The 24,290-nt window shown below is 59.1% G+C and carries 16 protein-coding genes and 1 tRNA gene; 16 read left to right on the top strand and 1 reads right to left on the bottom strand.

Annotated features, from left to right (window positions below):
- Window positions 1–120 precede the first annotated feature (120 nt).
- Window positions 121–2,460 (top strand): ATP-binding protein, encoded by a 2,340-nt coding sequence (locus tag Q7U39_02705; protein ID MDO9116843.1) that lies wholly within the window; start codon window positions 121–123, stop codon window positions 2,458–2,460.
- Between the two features lie 97 nt (window positions 2,461–2,557).
- Entirely contained in the window at window positions 2,558–3,952 is a 1,395-nt protein-coding gene (locus tag Q7U39_02700; protein MDO9116842.1) for a sigma-54 dependent transcriptional regulator, read from the top strand.
- A 44-nt stretch (window positions 3,953–3,996) separates the two neighbouring features.
- On the opposite strand, the gene Q7U39_02695 is transcribed toward Q7U39_02700, so the two are convergent.
- Window positions 3,997–4,710 carry a DUF4197 domain-containing protein gene (locus Q7U39_02695; GenBank protein MDO9116841.1) on the bottom strand — a complete coding sequence of 238 codons (714 nt, stop codon included), beginning with the start codon at window positions 4,708–4,710 and terminating at the stop codon, window positions 3,997–3,999.
- A 149-nt stretch (window positions 4,711–4,859) separates the two neighbouring features.
- Here Q7U39_02695 and purM point away from each other — a divergent pair, with 149 nt between their 5' ends.
- From purM to Q7U39_02625, 14 genes are all read left to right on the top strand, one after another.
- Window positions 4,860–5,897 (top strand): phosphoribosylformylglycinamidine cyclo-ligase, encoded by a 1,038-nt coding sequence (purM, locus tag Q7U39_02690; protein ID MDO9116840.1) that lies wholly within the window; start codon window positions 4,860–4,862, stop codon window positions 5,895–5,897.
- The gene (gene purN / locus Q7U39_02685; GenBank protein ID MDO9116839.1) at window positions 5,887–6,561 is read left to right on the top strand and encodes a phosphoribosylglycinamide formyltransferase; all 675 of its coding nucleotides are present in this window, start codon (window positions 5,887–5,889) and stop codon (window positions 6,559–6,561) included. The genes purM and purN overlap by 11 nt, the downstream gene beginning before the upstream one ends.
- Window positions 6,562–6,751: 190 nt before the next feature.
- A tRNA-Ala gene (locus tag Q7U39_02680) sits at window positions 6,752–6,827 on the top strand.
- Between the two features lie 281 nt (window positions 6,828–7,108).
- The gene (locus tag Q7U39_02675) at window positions 7,109–8,485 is read left to right on the top strand and encodes a sigma-54 dependent transcriptional regulator (protein ID MDO9116838.1); all 1,377 of its coding nucleotides are present in this window, start codon (window positions 7,109–7,111) and stop codon (window positions 8,483–8,485) included.
- Between the two features lie 36 nt (window positions 8,486–8,521).
- A complete protein-coding gene (locus Q7U39_02670) occupies window positions 8,522–10,807 on the top strand; it encodes a PAS domain S-box protein (GenBank protein MDO9116837.1) in 2,286 nt (761 codons plus the stop codon).
- 150 nt (window positions 10,808–10,957) lie between these two features.
- Window positions 10,958–11,425, top strand: coding sequence for a response regulator (locus Q7U39_02665; protein ID MDO9116836.1), 468 nt, complete (start codon window positions 10,958–10,960; stop codon window positions 11,423–11,425).
- Window positions 11,426–11,483: 58 nt separating this feature from the next.
- Window positions 11,484–12,878 carry a sigma-54 dependent transcriptional regulator gene (locus Q7U39_02660; protein MDO9116835.1) on the top strand — a complete coding sequence of 465 codons (1,395 nt, stop codon included), beginning with the start codon at window positions 11,484–11,486 and terminating at the stop codon, window positions 12,876–12,878.
- Window positions 12,879–13,368: 490 nt separating this feature from the next.
- Window positions 13,369–18,309: a hypothetical protein gene (locus Q7U39_02655; GenBank protein ID MDO9116834.1), complete on the top strand. Its 4,941-nt coding sequence runs from the start codon at window positions 13,369–13,371 to the stop codon at window positions 18,307–18,309.
- Window positions 18,310–18,492: 183 nt separating this feature from the next.
- On the top strand, window positions 18,493–19,422 hold the full coding sequence (locus Q7U39_02650) for a carboxypeptidase-like regulatory domain-containing protein (GenBank protein MDO9116833.1): 930 nt from the start codon (window positions 18,493–18,495) through the stop codon (window positions 19,420–19,422).
- A gap of 102 nt (window positions 19,423–19,524) precedes the next feature.
- On the top strand, window positions 19,525–20,454 hold the full coding sequence (locus tag Q7U39_02645; GenBank protein MDO9116832.1) for a formylglycine-generating enzyme family protein: 930 nt from the start codon (window positions 19,525–19,527) through the stop codon (window positions 20,452–20,454).
- A gap of 19 nt (window positions 20,455–20,473) precedes the next feature.
- Window positions 20,474–21,436, top strand: a complete 963-nt coding sequence (locus tag Q7U39_02640; protein MDO9116831.1) for a formylglycine-generating enzyme family protein — start codon at window positions 20,474–20,476, stop codon at window positions 21,434–21,436.
- Between the two features lie 269 nt (window positions 21,437–21,705).
- Window positions 21,706–22,416, top strand: coding sequence for a Crp/Fnr family transcriptional regulator (locus Q7U39_02635; protein ID MDO9116830.1), 711 nt, complete (start codon window positions 21,706–21,708; stop codon window positions 22,414–22,416).
- Window positions 22,417–22,746: 330 nt separating this feature from the next.
- Window positions 22,747–23,295 carry a hemerythrin domain-containing protein gene (locus Q7U39_02630; GenBank protein ID MDO9116829.1) on the top strand — a complete coding sequence of 183 codons (549 nt, stop codon included), beginning with the start codon at window positions 22,747–22,749 and terminating at the stop codon, window positions 23,293–23,295.
- A 245-nt stretch (window positions 23,296–23,540) separates the two neighbouring features.
- Window positions 23,541–24,254, top strand: a complete 714-nt coding sequence (locus Q7U39_02625) for a hypothetical protein (protein MDO9116828.1) — start codon at window positions 23,541–23,543, stop codon at window positions 24,252–24,254.
- The last annotated feature ends 36 nt before the right edge of the window (window positions 24,255–24,290 follow it).

Genomic DNA, 24,290 nt, shown 5'->3' with positions numbered 1-24,290 from the left:
GGGGCAGCGCTCACCTGTTGTCTGCGGATCCGCTCATGGCGGAACTTTTGAGACGGTCCGCCAATTCCGTTATAGTGGGCTCAGTGTTCGTGCAACCAGGCGAGGAGCGTCGGCGACCCCATGCCGGATTCGGAACAGCCATCGCGCGCATTCTCCTCTGCGGGATCTGGCAGGGCGGAACGTCCTCTGCCCGGCGCAGGGGCGTCCGGTTCCGCGGTCTCCGCCAAATCCTCACGTCTCACAGAGCCCGAGCGTAAGGCTCCTCATCTCCGTCCGGTCTGGATCGTTCTGATCCTCCTCATCCCCAGTCTGGCGTTGACCTTCTACTATTCGCAGATGGCGGTACCCGGCGGGGGGGAAGCCGATTCGTTTCTGCCGACGACGAGTTACGCCTTTGTCCTGCTGCTCTTGAATCTCGATTTGATCGGTTTCGTTGTCCTGACGTTGCTGCTCTCGCGCAACCTGATCAAGGCCTATTTCGAACGGCGTCACCGGCTGGTCGGGTCGGGGTTTCGCACCAAGCTCATCGCGGCCTTTATCGGATTCTCGCTGATCCCGACAATCCTGCTGGCGATTGTGGCGAGCGGGCTGGTCAATAAGGCGGTCGATGTCTGGTTCAGCGATCAGATCGATCGGGTGATGAAGGATTCGTATGAAGTGGCGCGCATGCAACATGCCGGACATATTGCGCTGGCCGTCAACAGCGCACGCGCGATCGGGCAGGAACTGTTTCGCGAGGATATGTTGACGTCCGAGCAGCGCGATTTGCTGATCGCGGCCATGGCCCGCAAGCGGATGGAATACGGGGTGGCGGGGATCGAAGTATTTTCGTCGAAAATGGAGACGCTCACCAAAGCGCTTGATGCGGAAATTCCGGCCGGGGTGTTGGACCTTCCGGTCAGCCAACTGGTGTTGCAGGTCATTAACGGGAAGCAAGAGTTCACCTCCGTGCAAGAGGCCCAGACCGGCCGGCTGGTGCGGGCCGGGGTGCCGGTGGCCGCCGGGAACAATCGAGGTGAGCTGGCCGGAGTCGTGGTCGTCGAGGCCTATGTGCCGGAATCGCTGTTGACCAAGATGGAAGGAATCGGGCGGCAATACGAAGAGTATAAGCAGATCAAGGCCATGAAGAATCCGATCAAGGCCGGCGCCTACCTCTTTGTGGCGGTCGTGACCGTGATGATTCTCTTCAGCGCCACCTGGTTCGGATTTTATGTCGCCCGCAGCATTACGGTGCCGATTCAGCGGCTGGCCGAAGCGACCGAGGCGGTGGCGCAAGGGGATTTGTCGGTGAAGATCGATGCCAAGGCGACCGACGAAATCGGCACCTTGATCGAGTCGTTCAATCGCATGACCGGGGACTTGCAAGGCAGCAAGTTCAAACTGGAAGATGCCAACCGTTCGCTGCGGCAAACGAACGTCGAGCTGGATCGCCGCCGGGCGTACATTGAAACCGTCGTGGAGACGATCGCCGCCGGATTGCTGTCGATCGACCGGAACGGAATAGTCACGACCTTCAATCCTTCCGGAGAGCGTATTCTCGGGCTGTCTGCCGACCGGATTCGTGATCGTCAGGCGAACGAGGTCTTTAAAGAGTTTGGCCTGGATGTCTTTCAGGCGGTCTACGATCGGATGCAAGCCGATGATCGGGACGACTGGTCGCTGGAAGGACAAGTGGATGTGCAAGGGAAGCCGGTGAAGATTCGACTGAGCGGATCGCGCATGCGGGATGAGGCGAATAAAGACTTAGGGTACGTGCTGATCTTCGACGACCTGACGGAGTTGATCAAGGCGCAGAAAGTCGCCGCCTGGCAAGAAGTGGCCCGTCGAGTGGCCCATGAGATCAAGAACCCGCTCACGCCGATCCAGCTGTCGGCCCAGCGCTTGCGCAAGAAGTTTTTCGAGAAGTCCCCGGACTTCGACAAGATTTTCGACGAAGCGACCAATGTCATCGTGACGGAGGTGGGCAGCCTGAAGCATATGGTGGACGAGTTCTCGAAGTTCGCCCGCCTGCCTGCGCCGCAGATGGCCAGACAGTCGCTCAACGAGGTGATCCATGAGGTGCTGACGCTCTATCGCGCGGCGCATAAGGACATCGAATTCTGTGTCGAGTTGGATGACGATCTTCCCGTGCTCAACTTCGATCGTGAACAGCTGAAGCGGGTCTGCGTGAACTTATTCGACAATGCCATCCAGGCGATGAATCACACGGGGCGGGTCTGGGTCAGTACGAAGTACGACACCAAGCGCAAGCGGGCGATCGTGAGCGTGGCCGACGAAGGCGTCGGGATTACGCCCGAGGATCAAGAGAAGCTGTTTGTGCCATACTTTACGCGGAAGAAAACCGGGACGGGGCTGGGGCTGGCGATCGTGCGCCGCATCATTACTGATCATGACGGCCAGATTCAGGCCTCGAATAATCAGCCGAAGGGTGCAGTGTTTATCTTCGATTTGCCGGTGTAATTGAAGCAGTGACGAGTGATGCGTGATATGTGATGAGCGAGACGTTGCTCTCCGCATCACCGATCACACATCACCGATCACACATCACGGGGGACTCATGTCAGCATCGATTTTAATCGTCGACGACGAAGCCGCTATTTTGACCTCATTGCGAAGCATCCTTGAGGACGAGGGATATGACGTCTCCGTGGCCAGCAGTGGCATCGAGGCCTTGAAAATCTACACGACGGATCCGCCGGACCTCATGATTCTGGATATCTGGATGCCGGAGTTGGATGGGTTAGAGACTCTGAAGCGGGTGAAAGAGTTCGTGCCGACGGCCCAGGTCATGATGATGTCGGGGCATGGGTCCATCGAGACCGCGGTCAGGGCGATCAAGCTGGGGGCTTACGACTACATCGAAAAGCCCCTGTCTTTGGAGAACGTCACGCTCCGTGTGAAGCATGCGCTCGATCAATACCGGCTGGAGCAGGAGAACCGGACGCTCAAGACGAAGGTGCAGCGAAAGTTCGAGCTCGTCGGCCAGTCTCCCGTCATGCAGCAGTTGCGCCAGCTGATTGAAACGGCGGGCCCCACCAACAGCCGGGTCTTGATCGGCGGCGAGAACGGGACGGGAAAAGAGCTGGTGGCGCGCGCGATTCATACTCACTCCGCCCGGGCCGAACATCCGTTCGTGGCGGTGAATTGTGCCGCCATTCCCGAGACGTTGATTGAAAGCGAATTATTCGGCCATGAAAAAGGATCGTTTACCGGGGCGACCTCGATGAAACGGGGGCAATTCGAGCAGGCCGACGGCGGGACGCTGTTTCTGGACGAGATTGCCGACATGAGTTTAAACACGCAGGCGAAGGTGTTGCGGGCACTTCAAGAACAGCAGTTCACGAGGGTCGGCGGCGGTAAGTTGATGAAGGTGGATGTGCGGGTGTTAGCCGCGTCGAACAAAGATCTGGAAAAAGAAATCGCCAAGGGAACGTTTCGCGAAGACCTGTATTACCGGCTGAACGTGGTGCCGATCATCGTGCCGCCGTTGCGGGAGCGCCGCGAGGATATTCCTGCGCTGGTCCGCCATTTCATGAAGATCCATGCCGAGGAGCAGGGGCTGCGCATCAAAGAAGTGACGCCCGAAGCGATGGCGGTGTTTCAGCAGTATGAATGGCCCGGCAATATCCGCGAATTGCGCAATCTCATTGAGCGGTTGATGATCATGGTGCCGGGGGGCGTGATCGATGCGCCGCAGGCGGCGATGTCTCTGCAGGGGCGGGGAAGCAGCCAGAGCGCGGCGGCAAGTGCCCAGGCGAGCAGTTCGCTGCTATCGAAATCCTACGATTCTTTGCGCGATGCCCGGAATGCGTTTGAAAAGGACTATATCGGTCGGAAGCTGCGCGAGCACCATTGGAACATTTCGCGGACCGCCGAAGATCTCAAGATCGAACGCAGCCATCTCCATCGAAAAATCAAGTTGTTGGAAGTGGAGATGCGACCGGAGGTCTAGCAGTCACGGACTTCGGGAACGTGTTGAGAGGCGTCGGGGCAATCCTAAGGCGATTTTCCGAACACTTGCTTGAGGAGGCCGGTGACGCGGGCGGCCGGATTCGTCCTGATGGCCTGCTCTTCCTGGCCCAGCATCAGAAATAGCCCCTCCAGTCCTTTCCCAACTACATACTGATCCAGGTCCACAAGCTCGGTCTTGGGGAAGGGGATCGTTCTGAAATGTTGGACCAACTCTTTGTACTGACGTGTGACGCCGACCTGGTTCATGGCTTGCTCGACATGGGGACGAAAGGCGGTGGTCAGTTGCACGGAGGTTTTGGCTTTGAAGTATTCGGTGGCGGCGGTGTCCGTGCCCGACAGAATCTGTTGAGCGTCGGCAAACGTCATCTGCGCAATCGCCCCGGCGAATATTTCTGCGGCCTGGGGAGCGGCTCGTTCTGCCGCCCGGTTCATGCTCAACACGAACTCATCGACTTGCGGGCCGAAGCCGAATACGCGCAGGCCTTTTTCAAATGAGTGCAGCTGTTCCGGCATAGGAATCCTGATCGACGGATTGCGGTAATATCCATCCGGTTTCCCCGTCAGGGCAGTCGCGTGTTCTGTCCCGATGCGGAGCGCTTCTTTGAGTCCGGCGGCGATCTGGTCTTGCGTGAGGCCTGCCGGCGCCGGGAGTCCGAACAGCTGAAGTGATTGAGAAAGTTCGGCGCAGGCTGTGAACGACAGGAAGAACAGGCCCAGCCACGGAATCAGTTGTCGCACTGTGAGTCTCCTTCGTGTGCCCGGGGGAATGGCGCGCTTCAGTATAGTGAAATGTTGAGCCTCTGTCTCGGCGCATCGGAGGAAAGGTCGGGGGCCGGAATTCCTGCGTTGACCCTCACAAGACGCTCCGTATAAGATGCGTCCCTCTTATGACGACTTATCGCGATTCAGGTGTGGATATCGATGCGGGTGACGAATTTGTCGATCGCATTAAGCCGCTCGTCCGCTCGACCTTTCGCCCGGAAGTTCTGACGGATCTTGGCGGATTCGGAGGGCTGTTTCGTCTCCAGGCCAAGAAGTATGAGGACCCGGTGTTGGTGTCCGGGACTGATGGGGTCGGGACCAAGCTCCGAGTGGCCTTCCTCATGGATCGGCATGACACCATCGGCATCGATCTCGTGGCGATGTGCGTGAACGATATTGCCGTCAGCGGCGCTGAACCCCTCTTCTTCCTCGACTATTTCGCCACGGGAAAGTTATCGGTTCCCAAAGCCCAGGAAGTGGTGAAGGGCATTGCCGAGGGCTGTCGCCAGGCCGGCTGTGCGCTCATCGGTGGCGAAACGGCCGAGATGCCGTCGATGTATGGAAACGGAGAGTACGACCTCGCCGGCTTCGCCGTGGGCGTTGTGGACCGCCCGAAGATTATTGACGGCCGGTCCATCGTGCCGGGTGACGTCATCATCGGGCTGGCGTCATCCGGACTGCATAGCAATGGCTACTCGCTCGCGCGGCGGGTACTGCTTGAACAGGCCAAGCTCACTGTGACCAGCCGCGTGCCGGAACTCGCGACGACCGTCGGCGAGGCTTTGCTGGTTCCCACCAGAATCTATGCCAAGCAGATTCTGGCACTCATTCAGGAGCATCCCATTAAGGGCATCGCACATATTACAGGCGGCGGAATCACCGAAAATCTGCCGCGCGTGTTCCCGTCCGGCGTGCGGGCGCGTATCCATCGGGATCGCTGGGACGTGCCGCCGATCTGCTCGCTGATCAGCCGGCTGGGTTCCGTCGAGCGTGACGAGATGTATCGCGTGTTTAACATGGGGATCGGGTTGATCCTCGTGGTTCCCGCCGGGTCGGCCGATGCCGTCATTGCGGGGGCGAAGACGTTAGGCGATCAAGGCTATGTGATCGGTGAAATCATCGCCGGCACTGAGACGGATCAACAGGTAACGTATGTCGGGTAGGAGAACCGCTCCTCTTCGAGTGGCCGTGCTCGCATCGGGGCGCGGATCCAACCTCCAAGCCATTATCGATAGTATCGAAGCCAATGCGGTTCAGGCGACCATCGTCGCCGTCATCAGCAATAAAAAAGACGCCGTGGCGCTTGAACGGGCCAGAACGCACGGGCTGAAGGATCTCTTTGTTGATCCGAAGCCGTTTGCCGGGCAGCCCGACAGCCGTGAAGCCTACGATCGGGCGCTCCTGGCCATTCTGCAGCAGCATGATGTGGAACTGGTATTGCTGGCCGGCTACATGAAAATTGTCACGGCCGTGTTGGTGAACGCCTATGCCAATCGCATGATGAATATCCATCCGTCGCTGTTGCCGTCGTTCCCCGGATTGGATGTGCAGAGGAAAGCCATTGAATGGGGATGCAAGTTGGCCGGCTGCACCGTGCACTTTGTCACCGAGGGAGTCGATGAAGGGCCGATTATCTTGCAGGCAGCCGTGCCGATTCTGGATGACGACTCGCCCGAGACGTTGGCTGGTCGGATTCTGGTGCAGGAGCACAAGCTCTATCCCAGAGCCGTTCAGCTCTTTGCCGAAGGCCGTCTGCATGTAGAGGGGCGCCGGGTATTCATCGAGCAGGGGAGGCCGGTCGGGGAGGCCGTCATCGGTCCGTCGTAGATTTTTTCTGGAACGACCTTCCACAAGTGAACTTCCTCTAGAGACTCACGAACCGGTTGTGTATAATCCGGCTGCGAGAGGATTGCGAGCCACACTTCCTCCCCGTTCTTCTACCGCAGCATCGAGTTTGCGCGCTCATGCGCAACTAACCCTGTGGGATCCGCGGTTCGCGTCTTCAGTTCCGCCAGGTGGGGGGCTAGCTCAGTTGGGAGAGCACTACGTTCGCAACGTAGGGGTCGGGGGTTCAACTCCCCTGCCCTCCACCAAATTACTTTTCCCAATTTAAATAGAGCCCGCATATATTCCTCCAAGGTCTGACGGTCGCGATGGCGTACGGTTCTCTCCCCTTCCTGCATGCGCTCCGATTGGCCCCGGCTTTGCTTAAGACCTAGCTGAGTCTGCAATAGTCCCTTAAATAAGACGGCATTGTGGCGTTTCCCCTCAATAGGGAGAGGTTGCACTGTAGCCTTTAGGGGCACTTTGGGCTTGAAGAGCCAGCGAAGGCGGATTAGGCTGCCCCAGCGATGACGAGATGAAGGAGTCGAGTATGACGGAAGAATGGGGCGCGGTGCTGGTTGTCGACGACGACGCTGAGATGCGCGAGCTGGTTTTTGACGTGCTCAAGGATCGCGGCCATCAGATTTCGACGGCGGGAAGCGGGCAGGAGGCGCTGAAGCTCTTGGCCGAAGAAGATTTCGCCGTCGTGCTCACCGATTTGAGAATGAAGGGGATGCTGGGGACAGAACTGTTGGTAGAGATCAAGCGGCTGTACCCCGACATCGGCGTGATCCTCATGACCGCGTTCGGGTCTGTCGAAACGGCCGTGGAGGCGATGAAGCGAGGCGCGAGCGATTATCTCACCAAGCCGGTCAAGACCGAGGAAATTATTCGAGTCGTCGAGCGCGCGGTACGCGAATCCGCGCTCCGGAGAGAAGTGAGCCGGCTCAGGAAAGAAGTGCACAAGGAGTACAGTTTTCATCACATTCTTGGGAAGAGCAAGGCGATTCAGGCGGTGTTCGATTTGATCCGTCGCGTCGCCGATAGTCCGACCAATGTGCTCATCACCGGAGAAAGTGGAACGGGGAAAGAGCTGGTGGCGAAAGCCATTCATTACAACAGTGACCGGAAAGACGCCCCGTTCATCCCGGTGAATTGCGCTGCGATTCCCGAGCAGCTGTTGGAGAGCGAACTCTTCGGTCATATGCGCGGGGCGTTTACCGATGCGAAGTCGGACAAACGCGGGTTGTTTGAGGAGGCGCAAAAGGGGACGCTCTTTCTCGACGAGATCAGCGAGCTGCCGATCATGCTCCAGGCGAAGCTGCTGCGCGCCATCCAGGAAAAGGAAATTCGCCGGGTCGGCGCCAATAAGCCGATCGCCGTCGATGTGCGCATCATTGCCGCCACCAACCTGCATCTCGCGGAAGAGGTGAAGGCGAAACGGTTTCGTGACGATCTGTTCTATCGCCTCAATGTGATCGAAGTGGTATTGCCTCCGTTGCGGGATCGCCGGGAGGATATTCCGATCCTGGTGGAAGCGTTCTTGAAAAAATGCGCCGCGGCCCGGAACAAGGAGGTCAGAGGCGTCAGCGAGTCAGCCTTGGCGATGTTGATGGACTACAGCTGGCCGGGCAATGTCCGAGAGTTGGAGAATGTCGTGGAGCGCGCGGTGACGCTCAATCGCGGCGAGAAGATTGCGCCGGACGATCTGCCGCCGGCGGTGCAGGGGGCTCGCGGAGACCGGCGAGTGCTCGACGAAGCGGCGGAAAAAATGCTGCCGCTGCATGAGATCGAGCAAGAGTACATCAAGAAGATTCTCGACAAGACCGGCGGGAACAAGTATCAGGCCGCGCAGGCCTTGGGCATCGACCGGAAGACCCTCTACCGCAAGCTCGGCGAGATTGAAGAAGCGAAGACTCACGAGTAGACTATCGTCCACCATGCACGCCGGTCCAAGACCCTCGTGAATCCGCCGCTGGAAAAATCTACCCGCCTGGGAGCAGGGGCTGTTGTCCTGCTCACCCTATCTATTTTCATACTCGATCTCCTGACTCCATTGGGATGGGCTGACTGGCTGTTGTATTTCATCCCCCTTGTGGTGACCCTGCAATCTCCTCGCGATCGTGATTCCTACAATTTTGCCGCGGTGGTCACCTTGTTGACCGCCTTAGGCGGGTATTTTTCGCCGCGCGACATTCATCCGGCCGTGGCGCTGATGAATCGTGTGCTCGGCCTGATGGTCATGTGGGGCGTCACCTGGATGATCGTCCGGCAGAAGCAGGCGCGCAGCCAGCTCGTCGGTGCCCGGGCCGCGCAGGCCCAGGCAGAGGCCGGGCGGGAAGCGGCGGTGGCGGCGCGTGAACTGGCTGAAGCCAGTGCCACCGGCGCGATTCACCGGGAGTCGCAAGTCGCCCGCGAATTATTGCTCAGCAATCTCCGGTTAGACGGTATTCTCCAGTCCGCCATGGATGCCATTATCACCAGCGATGACCGGATGCAGATCCTGTTGTTCAACGCGGCCGCCGAACAGATGTTTCAATGCCCTGCCCGCGAGGCGATAGGTCAGCCGGTAGACAGATTTCTGCCGGCGCGGTTTCGAGAAGCCCATCGGCATCATGTGGAGGAGTTCGGACGATCCCGCGTGACCAGCCGGAAGATGGGGCAGCTCGGGAAGGTGATGGGGCTTCGCGCGAACGGCGAAGAGTTTCCGGTCGAAGCCGCGATTTCCCATATCGTGGTGGAGGGCAAAACGTTTTACACCGTCATTCTTCGAGACATTACGGAGCGGCTGCGGGCCGAAGAGCACCTGCGGGGGATCGAGGAGCGATCCAGACTCGCCCTTGAGGCCGGGCAGCTCGGGGCCTGGGAGCATGATGTGGAGACAGATCTGGTCCAGCTGGATGCCCGTGCCCAGGCGATCTATCGCTGCGGGCCCGGCGTTTCGCTCGGAGCCATGATGGCCTGCGTGCATCCCGACGATCTTCACGCCCTGCAGGAGCTGATGACGGCGACGCATCGGCCTGACGCGGCTGACGCGCGGTTTACGTCAGAGTGTCGGATGCAATATCCCGACGGGGAAGTGAGATGGATGGTGGTGCGGGCGCAGGCATTTTTTGAAGGAGCTGGCGCAGGCCTTCGAGTGACTCGTGTGGTCGGGACCACGCAGGACGTGACCGCTCGCAAGCGCGTGGAACATCTGATCCGGCAGAGCGAAGAGCGATATCGGCGTCTGGTCGCGGTGTCACCGTACGGCATTCTCGTGATCCGGGCCGATCGGGTCATTTTTGCCAACGATCAGGCGCTCAAGCTGTTCGGCGCCGTGAAGGCCGAGGAGATTGTCGGAAGGTCTTCCTCCGATCTCTTTCATCAGGATTGCCATGAGGCCATGTGCGAGCGGGCCGGTGAACTGCTTGGCGGCAGCCAGGTGACACCGATGGTTGAGGAGCGGATCATCAGGCAAGATGGCATAGCCATGGATGTCGAGGTCAGCTCGGCGGGATTCTCCGATGAAGAAGGTCCGGCCATCTTGGTGATGCTGCGCGACATCAGCGAGCGGAAACGGTTGCAGGACCGTTTGCGAAAGACGGAGAGAATCGCGGAGCTTGGGACCGTCGCGTCAGGGATGGCGCATGAAATCGGGACGCCCATGAACGTCATTCTGGGCCGCGCAGAATATCTGATGGATCGCGTGACGGATGAGACGGTGAAGAAGGGCTTGCAGACGATCGTGGCGCAGGTGGAACGGATTACGCGTGTCATGAATCAGCTCCTGGCGTTCGCCCGGCGGAAACCGCCGGCGCGCGGTCCGCTGGTCCTGCGGGATGTCATCGAGAACAGCGTCGAGATGTTCCAGGAACGGCTGGCGAAAAGCCGGGTGCAGGTCGAGATGCAACTGGATGAGGCGTGCCCCCAAGTGCAGGCTGATGCCGACCAAATGAATCAGGTGCTCATCAATCTCATCATGAACGCCGTCCACGCCATGCCGGAAGGCGGGCAGCTCCGCATCGGGATGGCTCAGGCTGACACCATGGTCAAGCTCACGGTGGCTGATACGGGCCACGGGATTCCTCCGGAGGTGATCGCCAGGGTGTTTGACCCGTTCTTCACCACCAAAGAGTTTGGCAAAGGAACGGGGTTGGGGCTCACAGTGGTGAAAGGCATTATCGAAGAGCATCACGGTTTGATCGCAGCTGAAAGTCTGGAGGGTAAGGGAACGACATTTACGATTTTGTTGCCCAAGAGCGGGTAGCGGTCGCCGATCGCGTCGTGTCTCGGCTGGGGCATCTTGCGCCAGTCGGATTCTCAGATGTTGGGGTGTTTCTCTTCAGCCTACGGTCGCGGGACCGGTTCTTCGTTGCAAATCGCCTGTAAAATAGCCAGATCTGTGAGGGGCGGCGAGATGGCGCAATGGCATTGTCCTTGCGACTTCGTCGGGCACACGGATGTGCCGTGGAGGGGGACTGTTCAGGAAGGTGTGGTTGTGATCGAAGGCAAGCCATCGGTACTTGTGGTGGATGACGATGGAGAGATGCGCAGTCTCCTGCTCGACGGGTTGTGGAGTGAAGGATATGTTCTTCGGGAAGCCGGAGACGGGGAAGAGGCCTTTCATTTGGTCCTCCGGGCAGTGCCGGATTTGATTCTGACCGAGATTTGGTTGACCGGGGGCGGTGTTGACTATGTGAATCGTCTGCGGGCGGTCGTTCCGCATTGTCCGATTGTTGTCATGACGGCGTTCGGGGACGACGGAGTGAGGATGGATGTGCTTCGGGCTGGCGCGACGGCCTACCTCAGTAAGCCGATTCACCTGGCAGAATTGAAGTGCTGTGTGAGGCAGTTGCTTGGCGACGAGCGGCAGTCTGTGATTTAAGGCGAAGTAGGTACGAAGGGTCAGCGGTTACGCTCATAAATGGAATGGAGTAGATGAGATGGCCGGATCTCAGGCGGATGGAGCTGTGCAGTCCCCTTTCGACGATCCAATCATCGCGGCGCGGATTGAAGCGATCCGGCAGCTTGCGGGCGGGATGTCCGATCGCGTGGCGGTGATGGATCGCGACTTCAATGTGGTGTACGCCAACTCGGCGGCCTGGACGGACTACGGAGCCGACAAGGCTGAGGCGTATCATGCGAAGTGTTACGAGGCGTTTGCGCACCGTAGTGATCCCTGCGGGACATGTCCGGCGACCAAGGTGTTTGAGTCGCCGGGGATTCAGTCGGTCTCCTGCACGGCCGGAGGGAACGGAGCGGCCTGCGGGATGCACCAGGCGTTTCCTCTGGTTGCCAGTGGCGGGCAGGTCGCCTCTATGCTGGTCTTGTTCACGCCCCCTTCTCAGGCCTCTCATCGACCGGCACTTCAGGTGCCCGACGATCTTCCGGCTCCGATGGTGCGGGAGCATTTGGGCGATCTCATCGGCCGCAGCGCGGCGATGCAGCAACTCTTCGACATGATTGCGTTGGTGGCAGAGAGCCAGGCGACGGTCTTGATCCAGGGAGAGAGCGGCACGGGCAAGGAATTGGTCGCCAAGACCATTCATCGCCTGAGCGATCGCCGGGATAAACCGTTCGTAGTGGTGGATTGTGGATCGCTTCCGGAGACGTTGTTGGAGAGTGAGCTATTCGGCCATATGAAGGGATCGTTTACCGGGGCCACGGCCAATAAGCGGGGGCTATTCGAAGAGGCCGACGGCGGGACGATTTTTCTGGATGAAATCGCCGATACGACGCCGACCTTCCAGGCTAAGTTGTTGCGGGTGCTGCAGGAAGGGGAAGTGAAACGGGTGGGGGGCAACCAGCCGATCAAAGTCGATGTGCGGGTGGTGTCGGCCACCAATAAGGATCTGTGCGAGTTAGTGAAGGCCAAGGCGTTCCGGCAGGATCTCTATTATCGTCTAGCGGTCTTGCCGTTGTTTCTCCCTCCGCTTCGAGAGCGGCGAGAAGATGTTCCTTTGTTAGTCGACCATTTTGTGGTTGCCTCTTGTAAGCGCCATCGTCAGTCGCCGAGGACAGTCTCCTCCGATGTGATGCATGCGCTCAGTGAGTCGGCCTGGCCGGGGAATGTTCGTGAGTTGCAGCACTACATTGAGCGGGCGGTCGTCACAACGACAGGTCCGGATCTGACGTGCGGCGATATTGTGGCGTTGGGATCGAAGGTGTCCGAAGAAGGACTGCGAACGGTGGTCCGGGATGCAGTCAGCCTCACGGAACGGACGCGCATCGTCGAGGCCTTGAGGAAGACCGGCGGGAATCGACTCAGGGCAGCCAAGATGCTCAAGATCAGCAGGGCGGGCCTCTACAATAAGCTCAGAGAATACGGCCTCCAGTAACCCTCCTGTGCCCTCATTTGCCCCAACCGATCGTGCGGCACTGTCTAGTTGTATAGACAGCGCAACTATCTGAAAACGCAGGCCTTGAAAGTTCATGGCCTGTTTGACTGTCTACGGCTGTGGAATCATGCCTTTCGAGTGACAGGTGGTGAGGAAAGAGTGAGCGGCACTGGACCCGCTCCAGGACTGGAGAATCGAAAATATGCTGGAACGGTCGTCACTTAGGCACAACGCTTGCGGGTAAAACGTCTCGCTGGTGAAGGTCTGGGTCATTTTGGACCGGCCTCCGAATAGCCCTTCCTTCGCAAGAAGGATCCTTCACCAGCTCTAATTCCCTCCAGTGGAGAGGCCGGAGAGAGTCGGAGGCCGGTACTTTTAGCAAAGAAGGTACTCGGAGGGCAGTTGAAGGGTATTCATAGTCGGTTGTTTCATCGGTGTGTTTCAACAGTCCGCCCACGAAAGAGGCGGTCATAACAGGGGGAGGCCGTGTATGAGGGTTTTTCAACTTCAATCTCAGCGTCAGCGGCGGCGTAGCCGCCTGTCGTTGATGCTGCACAGCGTGTTGCTGACGGGCAGTCTGGTGGTTGCACCAGGGCTGTTTGCGGCAGGACCTGGTGAGCCGTCGCATGACGGTCACGCGACTCCGGTCGCGATGCCGGGTTGGACGCAACAGCTCAAGGGCCAGACCGTGGTGGAAAACGCCATGGAAGGTCGTGCCGGCAATGCAGAGAAGATGGAGATGCAGCACCATCGTTTGATGGAGAAGCTGGGGGAGCAGGCGAAGAAAGATGCGCAGGCGACCCCGACCTCCGGTGCGTTCAACGAGATGTCGATGATGCACCAGTACATGGGGCAGGACGGCAGCAGCTTCCTGCTCATGTCGGACGGGTCCAAGGGTGAGCCTGTCATGACGTCCGGCGGGAAGTGCCCGGCCAATGCTCCGGTCAAGAAGTTCGATGTCTCGATGATCAACATCGAGATCAGCTTGAACCGGTGGCTCGATTTCTATCCCGGCTACATGTATGTCCATACGGATGAAATCGACAAAGTCCGTGCCGAGGAGACCAAGAACAAGGCCGCCCGTGAAAAAGACGGATTTGATCCGGGCGCCGTGACGACCGGAAACCAGGGCGATGCGATTCAGCCCTTGGTGCTCCGTGCCAACCAGGGCGACTGCGTGAAGATGACGCTGCGCAACCAGTTGGAGGGCGAGGATGGCAGCTTGGTCATCCAGGCCTCCAGCATGATCGTGAGCGCCACCGGGAAGCCCGCGACGACGACGAACCCCGACACGGTCGTCTCGCCAGGCAAGACCCAGGACTTCGAATGGTATATCCATCCGAGCATGCAGGAAGGTGTGCGGCAGTTCCATTCATGGAGCCACGACCGGGAGTTGACGGTGTTGGGCCTGTTCGGCGCCTTCATCGTCGAGCCGAAGGGCTCCAAGTATCTCGATCCGCTCGGCACGGGCGCCGCGCCCGAGACCAAGGGTGGATGGGAAGTCATGATCGACAACGGCTCCGGACCGGACTTCCGCGAATTCGTGCTCTTCTATCACGAAATCGGCGACGAAGCCTTCCGTCCGTTGAACAAGAAGGGTGACTTCTTGCCGCAGCGCGATCCGTTGACGGACGCGTATCGTCCGGGTGGCCGCGCGATCAACTATCGCAGCGAGCCGTTCGGCATCGATCAGATGCACTTGCAGCATGAATATTTCGGGTTCGAGGACGAGTCGATGGCGTATAGCGCCTATACATTCGGCGATCCGCCCACCACGGTGGCCCGCGGTTACCTCGGTGACCCGGTCAAGTGGCGGTTGGTGCACGGTGGATCGGAAGTGTTCCACTCCCACCATCCCCATAGCGGAACCATCCGTTGGCAGCGCAGCCCGCGTTCCGATCAGGAAGAGCATTGGTATAAGGGTCAGGATGGTCCGGTGAAGTATCCGGTCATTCGGACCAAGTCCGATCGGGTGGACGTGGAAGTGGTCGGTCCGTCCGAAGCGCTCGACCTGGAACCGGAGTGCGGCGGCGGTGGCTGTCAGCATCTGGCCGGCGAGTTCCTCTATCACTGCCACGTGGCGCATCACTATGTTGCGGGCATGTGGGGGTACGGCCGGTTCTACAATACCCTCCAAGTCGGCGCGGCGCATACCGACACGATGCCGGATATGCGTGAGTTGCCCGATCGTCAGGGCCGCATGCGGCAGGGTGTCTCGTCGGACAAGTTGATCGGCTCAACCCTCGACTGGTTCGGCAAGACCTTCAAGATCGTGGACAAGAGCCAGAAGACGAACTGGAAATCCGATCCGGTGATCGTGAACGTCAAGGATTGGGTCGAGATGTTTGTCCCGGCTCAGGGTCAACCGGGCCACACCAACGACGAGAAGGGCCAGATTATGGCCTATGACTCGACGGTGTGGGACTGGAAGTGGGACGGCAACATTGCCCGGGGCGAGCGCGAGAGCACGGCTCAGAACCCCAAGTATCAGTGGGCCGCCAAGTGGGATGACAGCACCAGACCGGCTATTCTCTTTGACCCGACGACGGGCAAGATGGCCTGGCCGCTGTTCAAGCCGCACTTCGGCAAGCGCGTGCCGTTCTCAGCGAACCACAGTGGCGCCCCCTGGTTGGAGCCGATCCACCAGGATGCCAACGGTGAGCGGACCTCCGAGCCGGCCCAGCCCGGCGAGCAGGGACGGTGGAGTCTCTGCCCGGTCAATGCGAACCGGAAGTTCTATAACATTCACTTCGTCCGCATGCCGATCACCCTTGCCAAGAAGCAGGGGAAAGAGCCGGCCATGGTGGACAAGGATGGGCTGATCTATCTGCTCCACGAAGAAGAGCGGTTGACCAGAGCCAACGACGATCTCAAGCTTCCGGCGGTCATTCGCGCCAACGTGTATGACTGCGTGGACTTGGTCCTCACCAGCGAGTGGGACGACGACGACTACACGAATTTCCAGTCGTCCAAGATCAACATCCATCCCCATTTCTTCCAGTTCGACACAGGGAACTCGGACGGCGTCATCTCCGGTATGGAGTATGAAATGTCCGTGCGTCCCTTCACGATGTGGGGGAAGAAGACCAAGCACGGATTGCCCGCTCCGATGGTCGCCAAGATCGTCGGCGGTGCCAAAGCCGGAGCCAGCTCGATCAAGATTCAACTGGCGCCTGGTGCCACGCCGTTCCATGTGAACACCGAAGTCATGGTGGGCATGGATTGTTTGGAGAAGGGCAACGATGCCACGGCGTCACTGCCGCGGGATAAGAGCTGCTCCGAAGTCGCCCGGATCAAGGACATCAAGGGCGATCAGGTGACCTTCTTCAAGCCGTTGAAGAACAGCCACCCGGCGAACGACCTCGTGTCGCCGGAGTTCGTGCGGTATCGGTGGTGGGTGGACGTGGATATGGGGACCGTGTTTTGGCATGACCACGCGTTCGGCGCGACGACCTGGCCGCATGGCGGGTTCGGCGTGACGATCGTGGAGCCGTTCGGGTCCACCTATCACGATCCGAAGAACGGCAAGCTGGTGTGGAGCGGTCCGATTGCGGACATTCACAGCAACGAGCCGATCGGTGCCGGTGTGAGCGGCAGCTTCCGTGAGTTGATGGTCTCCATCCACGACACGGTGCCGCACACGGTCAACGTCATCGAAGCCGGCAATCCTCCGGGACAGCCGATCGAAGTGGCGTTGGAAGCAGGCAAGACGGTGTCGTTCCAGATGCCCGATAAGATCATGAACGCACCGAACAAGTACATCAACGGCGGAACGCATACGACCGGCAGCGGTTTCAACTTCCGCGCGGCTCCGTTTGCGCAGCGCCTCTCGAACAATCCGGATACGTCAAAGTTGTTCAGCAGCGCGATCCATGGGGATCCGGGTACACCGCTCCTGCGGGCGTACACGGGCGACACCATGGTGTTCCGTCTGTTGCACCAGCTGATGAACGAATCGCACGTCTGGACGATCGCCGGCCATACCTTCCTCACGGAACGGTATGCGGCGGATGCCAACCGGAAGAACTCGATTCACGTCGGGATCGCCGAGCGGTATGACCTCGTGACCAAGGCGGGTGGATTCCAGGGTATGCCCGGTGACTACATCCACTTCAACGGCAGAACGTCACACTTCGCCGAAGGCGGATGGGGTATCGTGCGCGTGCTCGATAAGGAAACGGCGGATCTGAAGCCGTTGCCCAGGGGGACCAATCCCCTCGGGATTCCAGCAACCCCCAGCTCGGTCTGTCCGGCTGATGCTCCGGTGAAGAACTTCAGCGTGGTGGCGTTGGATCGCCCGATGAAGCTCAACCCGAAGGCGCCGGATGCGATCGAAGTGGACTTTGAGCGGAAGATCGAAATGACCATGCCGGAAGGCAAGATCTTCGCGCTCGAAGCGGAAGCCACGACGGTAGCCAGCGGGGTCACCCCGAATCCGCTGACGCTGCGCGTCAACCTTGGTGATTGCATCAAGGTGAATCTGAAGAACAAGATGAAGGCGAGCCGGGCGTCGTTCTTTGCGCCTGGATTGGCCTTCGATCCGAAAGACAGCCAGGGCCTGAACGTCGGCAACAATGGCGGCGATCAGACCATCGGTCCTGGCGAAAGCCGCGGCTACACCTACTACGCGCATCCGGCGAACAAGGAAACGACGTCGCTGGTGTGGGATGGTGGGAACATCGTGGTCAATCCGCGTAACGGATTGTACGGTGCCATTGTCGTCGGTCCGAAGGGCTCGCAGTATCGCGACCCGGTGACCGGTGCCGATGTGTCGCAGAAGAATACCTGGCGTGCGGACGTCATCGTGGATACCAGCTTGTCCGAAAATGCCGGCAAGCGGAACTATCGCGATGTCGCCCTGTTCTTCCAGGACGAAGACAACATCATCGGAACCGCGTTCATGCCCTATGTGCAGAACGTCGCCGGTTTGACGTCGGTGAACTACCGCGCCGAACCGTACAAGTTCCGCGAAGAGCAAGGCTGCTCGCTCGGGAAGATTTTCCAGCCCTGTGCGGTGGATAAGCCCGAGGATCCCATCACGCCTCTGATCGAGGCGCATGCGGGTGACGCGATTCGCATCCATGTCATCGGTGCGAACAGCGAGCAGAATGGGATGTTCGGCGTCGAAGGCCATGAGTGGCCGATCGAGCCGTACATGCCGGGTGCCGACATGATCAGCGTCGTGGAGTACGCCGGATCGGAAGTACTGGACGTGTTCCTCCGTGGCGGTGCGGGTGGTCCGTATCGTCAGGTGGGCGACTTCGTCTGGTCCAACGCTCGGCTGCCCTACACGCAGTCCGGACAGTGGGGCTACCTCCGTGTGTTGCCAGCCGGCGATTCACGGATCCAACCGCTCGGCGCAGCCGGTATGGGCGCCAAGCAGGCGGAAGTGGAGCCCGCAGTGAAAGCCATTCCGACCGCAATGAAGTAAGCGGAGCGGACATGGTGTAACACCTCGTGGGGGAGCTGCCAGAAGTATGCGGCTCCCCCACTTGTGTTTTCGAGGGTCAGGGCGTGGCTGAGGTTAGGGTTGTGATCCCCGTATTCTGTATAATGGATGGGCGCTCAACTTTAACCTCAACCTTGGACTGACGAAGGAGGCCGGAGAACAATAATGATCAAGACACAATTCATAGCAGCGATACTGTCGCTGGCACTGGGAAGTCCCGCCTTGGCCTACGAAGAAATCACGGTTTCTGATGGGGGCACCATCAAGGGGGCGGTGACGCTTGAGGGAGCCGTTCCCAAGCCTAAGGGGTACAACTTGACCACGCTGCCTGATCCCTTCTATTGCGGGCGCATTTCGGACGGACAGGGCTGGCGGATTCTGCAACCGTTTCAGGTCGGCCCGGCCGGCGAGTTTCGCGAGGTCGTGGTGTATCTAGAAGGGGTCGAGAAGGGGAAAGCGTTCGCTGAAAAGACCGTACCGCAAATCGAGGCACGCGATTGCCTGTTCCTACCGTTCACGACCGTTGTGCGGGACGACCAGTCGGTGACCGTCGTCAACATGGACCCGGTTATGCACGACATTCAAGCCTATGAAACGTCGAATTTAGGCGCGCGCGTCCTCTTTAACGTGCCGCTGCCGATGAATCCGCAGCATCCGCGCAACTTTAAGGATCGCACGGAAGCCGGGATGTATCACAAGCACATGGCCGGTCCGCCGATGAAAGAACTGGTGAAGCTCAGCAAGAACCGCCGGATCTTTGTGATGCAATGTGGGTTCCACGCCTATATGGAAAGCTGGGGTGTGGCGGTTACGAACCCGTACTTTGCCAAGACAGACGAGCAGGGGCGGTTCACGATCACGGATGTGCCGCCGGGCACCTACAAGCTGGTGGTGTGGCATCCCTATGTCCGCACGGCGACGGAGCAAACTGTCACCATCGGTCCGAAGGCGACCGTGGAGGCCAATATCGGGGTGCCGGCTCCGACCGGGCGTCTCTACGCCAACGAGGTGCTGGACCATGCCTATACCCGCTACAACGTGACCGAAGAAGCGAAGAAGGAAATCGATCCGCTGGTGCATAAGCAGGATCACTAAAGCGGCGAACTGACGCAGTCAGCGATTAGCTATCAGCTTTCAACTTCTCATTTCCGAAGCTGACGGCTGATAGCTAAAAGCCGGGTAGCTATGGGAAGAACGGTGAAGCTGAGCATAACGGTGGCAGCGGCATTATTGATGCTTCTTCAGTTTTCGGGGCCGTCGCTCGCCAATCATGAATCCTCGGCACAGCCTCCGCTCTGGACGCCGCTGGACGAGGTCGAGTCCATGGCCACAATGGACGTGCCGGGCGGCATGGTCACAGTGCCGGCCGGCGAGTTCATCATGGGCAGCGATCCCCGAAAGGATCCGGCGGCAGGGCCGCAAGAGCAGCCGCTGCACCGGGTCACGCTCGATGCGTTTGAGATCGACCGCTACGAGGTCTCGAACGTGGAGTACCTCAGATTCGTGCTGTCCACCGGCGCGAGCTGGCCGCAGTTCTGGCGAGCCAAGCCGTTCCCCGACAAGATGGCCACCCATCCGGTGATCAATGTCAGTTGGCAGGAGGCCGATGCCTATTGCCGCTGGGCGGGCAAGCGCCTGCCCACCGAAGCGGAGTGGGAGAAGGCGGCCCGGGGCTCCGATGGCCGGATGTTTCCTTGGGGGGATGAACCGGCCGGCTGGATCAAGAGTAACATCGCGCATCCCGGGTCGAAACGGGGCGCTAAGTATCCGCCGTTGGCGAACATCAATCGCTATGACAAAGGGGTGAGTCCCTACGGGGTCTACCAGCTGGCCGGCAACGTCAGCGAGTGGGTGTCGGATTGGTTCGATCCGGATTATTACCGTAAAGGGATTAATGAGAACCCGAAAGGTCCTGATGTCGGAGAACTCAAGGTGTTCCGCGGCGGGTCGTGGAATGAAGATCCGGAAGTAGCCCGGTCCGCCGGACGCAACGGCGGAGAGCCGACAAGAAAGAGTTATCTCACGGGGTTTCGTTGTGCCAGATCATCTCAGCAGCTGAGTGCCGGGACGGTGTTGACGACGGAGGTTGTCGTCCCTTCGCAGCCGGCGCCGCATCATCCGCATTAATATTCAGAGGAGGCCGAGGATGGAACGGAAGGAAGTGGAGACGTTTAGAAAATGGGAGTGGGTGATCAACGCGGTGTTGATTACCGCCGCGCTGTTGGTCATGGCGAAGGTGGCGTGGGGCTTGGATACCCAGGACATCGTTGTGGAGTGGACCGAGGCCGGCAAGAAACTCGCTGCCCAGCGGGTAGCGAGCATGAAGAGCAAGGATGAACTGGTGCTGGTGCCGGCCGGTGAATTTATCATGGGCAGCGATAAAAAGACGGATCGGCTTGCCTATCGCGGGGAAATGCCGCAGCACCGGGTTTATCTGGACGCGTTCGAAATCGGTAAGTACGAAGTGACGGCGTTGGAATATCTGAAGTTTATCCTGGCGACCGATCGGAAGCCGCAATTGGACTGGCGGTATGACGGCGGGAACTTCCAGGAGACCATGGCGCACCACCCCATCATGCATGTGTCCTGGTATGACGCGGATGCCTACTGCAAGTGGGCGGGGCGGCGGTTGCCGACGGAAGCGGAATGGGAGAAAGCAGCGCGTGGCACCGATGGGCGGCTCTTTCCCTGGGGACCGGAGCTCGCGGGACCGACGAGGGCAAACTTTGGACGAACCGGGCTGTCCGGTCCTGTGCGCGATCGTCCGGAGCGGTTGCTGCTCTATCCCCCGATTATTTCTGTTGATCGGTACGACAAAGCCGTCAGCCCGTATGGGCTCTATCAAACGATCGGGAACGTGTCCGAATGGGTGTCCGACTGGTACGACAAGGACTATTACGCGTCCGCGCCGGACCGCAATCCGAAAGGTCCGGAGACGGGCACGCAGAAAGCGTTCCGTGGCGGCGGGTGGATGGACAGCACGACGACGATGCGCGTTGCCATGCGTAACGGGACGGATCCCAACACCAAGATCAATTGGATGGGGTTCCGTTGTGCCCGTGACGCCCAGGAGTCTGCGGGGACGAAAGTGTCGATGGTCGCCGAGTAGGGCAGGAGAAGCGCCGTGAGGGATTTCTTCATCAGGCTGATGTCTCGGGCCGGCGGCACTGCCGTCTAGGCATGACGGTGAACTGGCCGCCGCCTGCCGAAGTATGTCTTTACATTGCCTGAGGATATGATGATGGTCGGCTTCCCATCCATCGCTTTCATGAAGGATGGGATGCCGCTCCCTCGCCGGTATCTTCACCACATACTGCTCAACGACCTGGGCAATAACGTTGTGCTGCCATGTTGTCCTGCCATAATGATCGGCAAGCCGTGAAGCGGAAGCCCTGTCCCATCGAGCATTGCGACACCTGCACGCTTCGCGCGAAGGTCGTGCTGTGCGATATCGAAGGAAGCGACCTCGCCGAATTTCAGAAAATCAAACGCACCCTCGATTACGCACCTCACCAGACCGTCTTCTACGAAGGCCATGTGTGTCTGGGCCTCTATGTGTTGTGCGCGGGCAAGGTCAAGTTGACTCGTTCTTCGGCGAGAGGTCAGCGGCAGATCGTCCGGATCTTGGGCCCTGGTGAGCTGATCGAGAAGCACGTATTTGGGGAGAGAGCCCTTCATGAAGTGACGTGCGAGACATTGGAGCCCTCTCAAGTCTGTGTCATCGACAAGGAACGCTACCTCGCAGTCATCCACGGAAATCCTCAACTGGCGATCAAGCTGATCCAACTCCTCAGTACGGAGGTCGGGGTCAATATGGATCATCTCGATCAGTTCACGTTCAAGACGGCACGCGAGCGGCTGGCCGGCCTGCTGCTGGAACTCGGTGATCGATTCGGCAAAAAAGACGACGATGGTGTCCGGGTCGGACTCACGCTCAAACGGGAAGAAGTGGCGGAGATGGCCGGGATCACGGTCGAAACCGCCATCCGCCTGCTCAGCGTGTTCCGGGATGAGGGGTTGCTCGCTATCGATGGAAGAACCATTACTTTGCTGAATCCAGACCGCCTCGCCAGAATTTCCAGACGCTGAACCGTAACCCGTCAAACGGTATCCGTGAAACGTCCTTCGTGAAGCGCGACAGGCGCGACACCAAGTTCAACGTTCAGAGTTCGAAATTCCGAACCCCTTAGCCTCTCCCCCGTCCCGCTTTTCGCACAAGTCTCGCTTCGCTCGCCGCGTGCCCCTCGCCACACCATTGCAGGCATAGGCCCAATGGCCTATCCGAAACCTTGAGATAAATCATAGGCCCGGCCGGCCAATCCCAGTGTGAGGCGGGCTTCACGTCCGGTACGGTGTGCGCGACAGAAGGCGGCTACGTTGCTCGTACGTTCGAGCCTCTGTACAGGGGACCCTGGAACGATGGTGCCTCAAAGATGCAGACAAGCGAGTCGCACAGTCGATCCGGTTGCCCTTCTCAAGCGAGAGCACGAAATGATTCTGGATCAACTGGCCATGATCGAAACGGCGATGAGTCCTCGCTCCGTCGGGAGCGGTGTGGCGAAGGGAACGGACCGGGGCACGCTGCGGGAACTGCTCCAATTCTTTACCGGCCCCGTGGAAGTTCATTTCAAACGGGAAGAGGTGTTAGTCGCAGACCTCCAGCGAATCCTTGGCCGGAAGCAGGAAAGGCAAGAACAGTTCCAGAGCTTCTTAGACGATCACCGGATGCTGAAAGCCGACGCGGCGGCGGTGATGAGAAGGCTCAGGGGAAAATGGGCCGATGGTCGAGATTCAGCGGTGGCGGGGAATCTAGGTGGCCCGGGAACGCTGAACGCAGCACTTCGCGCACTGATCCGTCGTTATCGCGGACATATCTCCTGCGAGGAACGGGTGCTGTTTGTCTTGGCCGAGATGCGGCTGACTGCCGAGCAGAAACAGCGAATCAGTCGGTGCATGTTGCAAGTGTGACGTCGAGCGTAAGTAGGGACAGGGTGAGGCGCTGGTGATGAGTGCGACTCGCCCGCGTGAGGCCGCTACGAGTCTAGCCGATGCGTTCGACGATCGTATCAGGGCTAAGAAGAGGAACGTCACGATGTTCAGAAGTGTGAACCACATGCTTACGCTGCTCATGCCTCGGGCCGGCAAGTGCAAGACAGTAAGCCAGATGGAGAGCCGGGCAAGCTCTTGTGCGCCAAATCAAGGAGGGGAACATCATGCAGGTTCAGAGAATTGTGCGGAGCATTGGAGTGTGGTGTGTCGGAGTTGCGATCGCCGGGGGGCTCGTTGTCTCTGGTGTGTCGCCGGCTTCGGCTGAGGAGTTTGGAACCGGCAATCAGGTGTTCTTCAAGGGCGGGTTCATGAACTTGAACCGGGATCGCGGGACGCAGATTTTTACAGATACGAACGGGGTGCTGGGGGCCGGTTCAGTCAACGGAGGCAATGCAGGGTGGTATGCGGGCGCGGGTCTTGACTTGATGCTCTCCAAGGATGTGTGGGGGGCATTGGATAAGACCTCGGTCCTGGGGGAGATCGGGTTGCAGTTCAACCGGATTAATTCTCATAGGGTGAACAACGCCGCAGGAAGCATCGCGACCTGTACGCTCGGCGGCACCTGTCCCACTGTCGATCCGCAGGAAGTCCAACTCACCATGATGACCATTAACGTGGCGCCGAAGATTAAGTTTATGGAAGGCAGCATGTTTCGGCCCTGGATTATTCCGATAGGACTGGATTTTCATGTGATCAGTCCACCCTCGAACAAGACCCAATATCTCGATATGGGTGTGCAGTTCGGTGCGGGGTTTGAGGTGCAGGTGTGGAAGGCGCTCAAGCTTGGTGTCGATGCCCGCTATCACCTGACAGCCCGCATGACCAATACGGTGAACGATTACTTCCAGGTCGGTCCATATGTGGGGATTTCGTTTTAACGAAACGGGGGGGGGGTGAATTTCGTTGTGCATCTG

The sequence above is a fragment of the Nitrospira sp. genome (assembly GCA_030653545.1).
In the GTDB taxonomy this organism is placed as follows: Bacteria; Nitrospirota; Nitrospiria; order Nitrospirales; family Nitrospiraceae; genus Nitrospira_D.
This window is presented reverse-complemented; position numbering and strand designations above follow the sequence as displayed.

What these genes read in the sequence shown, in the direction of transcription:
- Q7U39_02705 (MDO9116843.1), top strand. Translation starts at nt 121, where the DNA reads ATGCCGGATTCGGAACAGCCATCGCGCGCATTCTCCTCTGCGGGATCT.
- Q7U39_02700 (MDO9116842.1), top strand. Translation starts at nt 2,558, where the DNA reads ATGTCAGCATCGATTTTAATCGTCGACGACGAAGCCGCTATTTTGACC.
- purM (MDO9116840.1), top strand. Translation starts at nt 4,860, where the DNA reads ATGACGACTTATCGCGATTCAGGTGTGGATATCGATGCGGGTGACGAA.
- purN (MDO9116839.1), top strand. Translation starts at nt 5,887, where the DNA reads ATGTCGGGTAGGAGAACCGCTCCTCTTCGAGTGGCCGTGCTCGCATCG.
- Q7U39_02675 (MDO9116838.1), top strand. Translation starts at nt 7,109, where the DNA reads ATGACGGAAGAATGGGGCGCGGTGCTGGTTGTCGACGACGACGCTGAG.
- Q7U39_02665 (MDO9116836.1), top strand. Translation starts at nt 10,958, where the DNA reads ATGGCGCAATGGCATTGTCCTTGCGACTTCGTCGGGCACACGGATGTG.
- Q7U39_02660 (MDO9116835.1), top strand. Translation starts at nt 11,484, where the DNA reads ATGGCCGGATCTCAGGCGGATGGAGCTGTGCAGTCCCCTTTCGACGAT.
- Q7U39_02655 (MDO9116834.1), top strand. Translation starts at nt 13,369, where the DNA reads ATGAGGGTTTTTCAACTTCAATCTCAGCGTCAGCGGCGGCGTAGCCGC.
- Q7U39_02650 (MDO9116833.1), top strand. Translation starts at nt 18,493, where the DNA reads ATGATCAAGACACAATTCATAGCAGCGATACTGTCGCTGGCACTGGGA.
- Q7U39_02640 (MDO9116831.1), top strand. Translation starts at nt 20,474, where the DNA reads ATGGAACGGAAGGAAGTGGAGACGTTTAGAAAATGGGAGTGGGTGATC.
- Q7U39_02630 (MDO9116829.1), top strand. Translation starts at nt 22,747, where the DNA reads ATGGTGCCTCAAAGATGCAGACAAGCGAGTCGCACAGTCGATCCGGTT.
- Q7U39_02625 (MDO9116828.1), top strand. Translation starts at nt 23,541, where the DNA reads ATGCAGGTTCAGAGAATTGTGCGGAGCATTGGAGTGTGGTGTGTCGGA.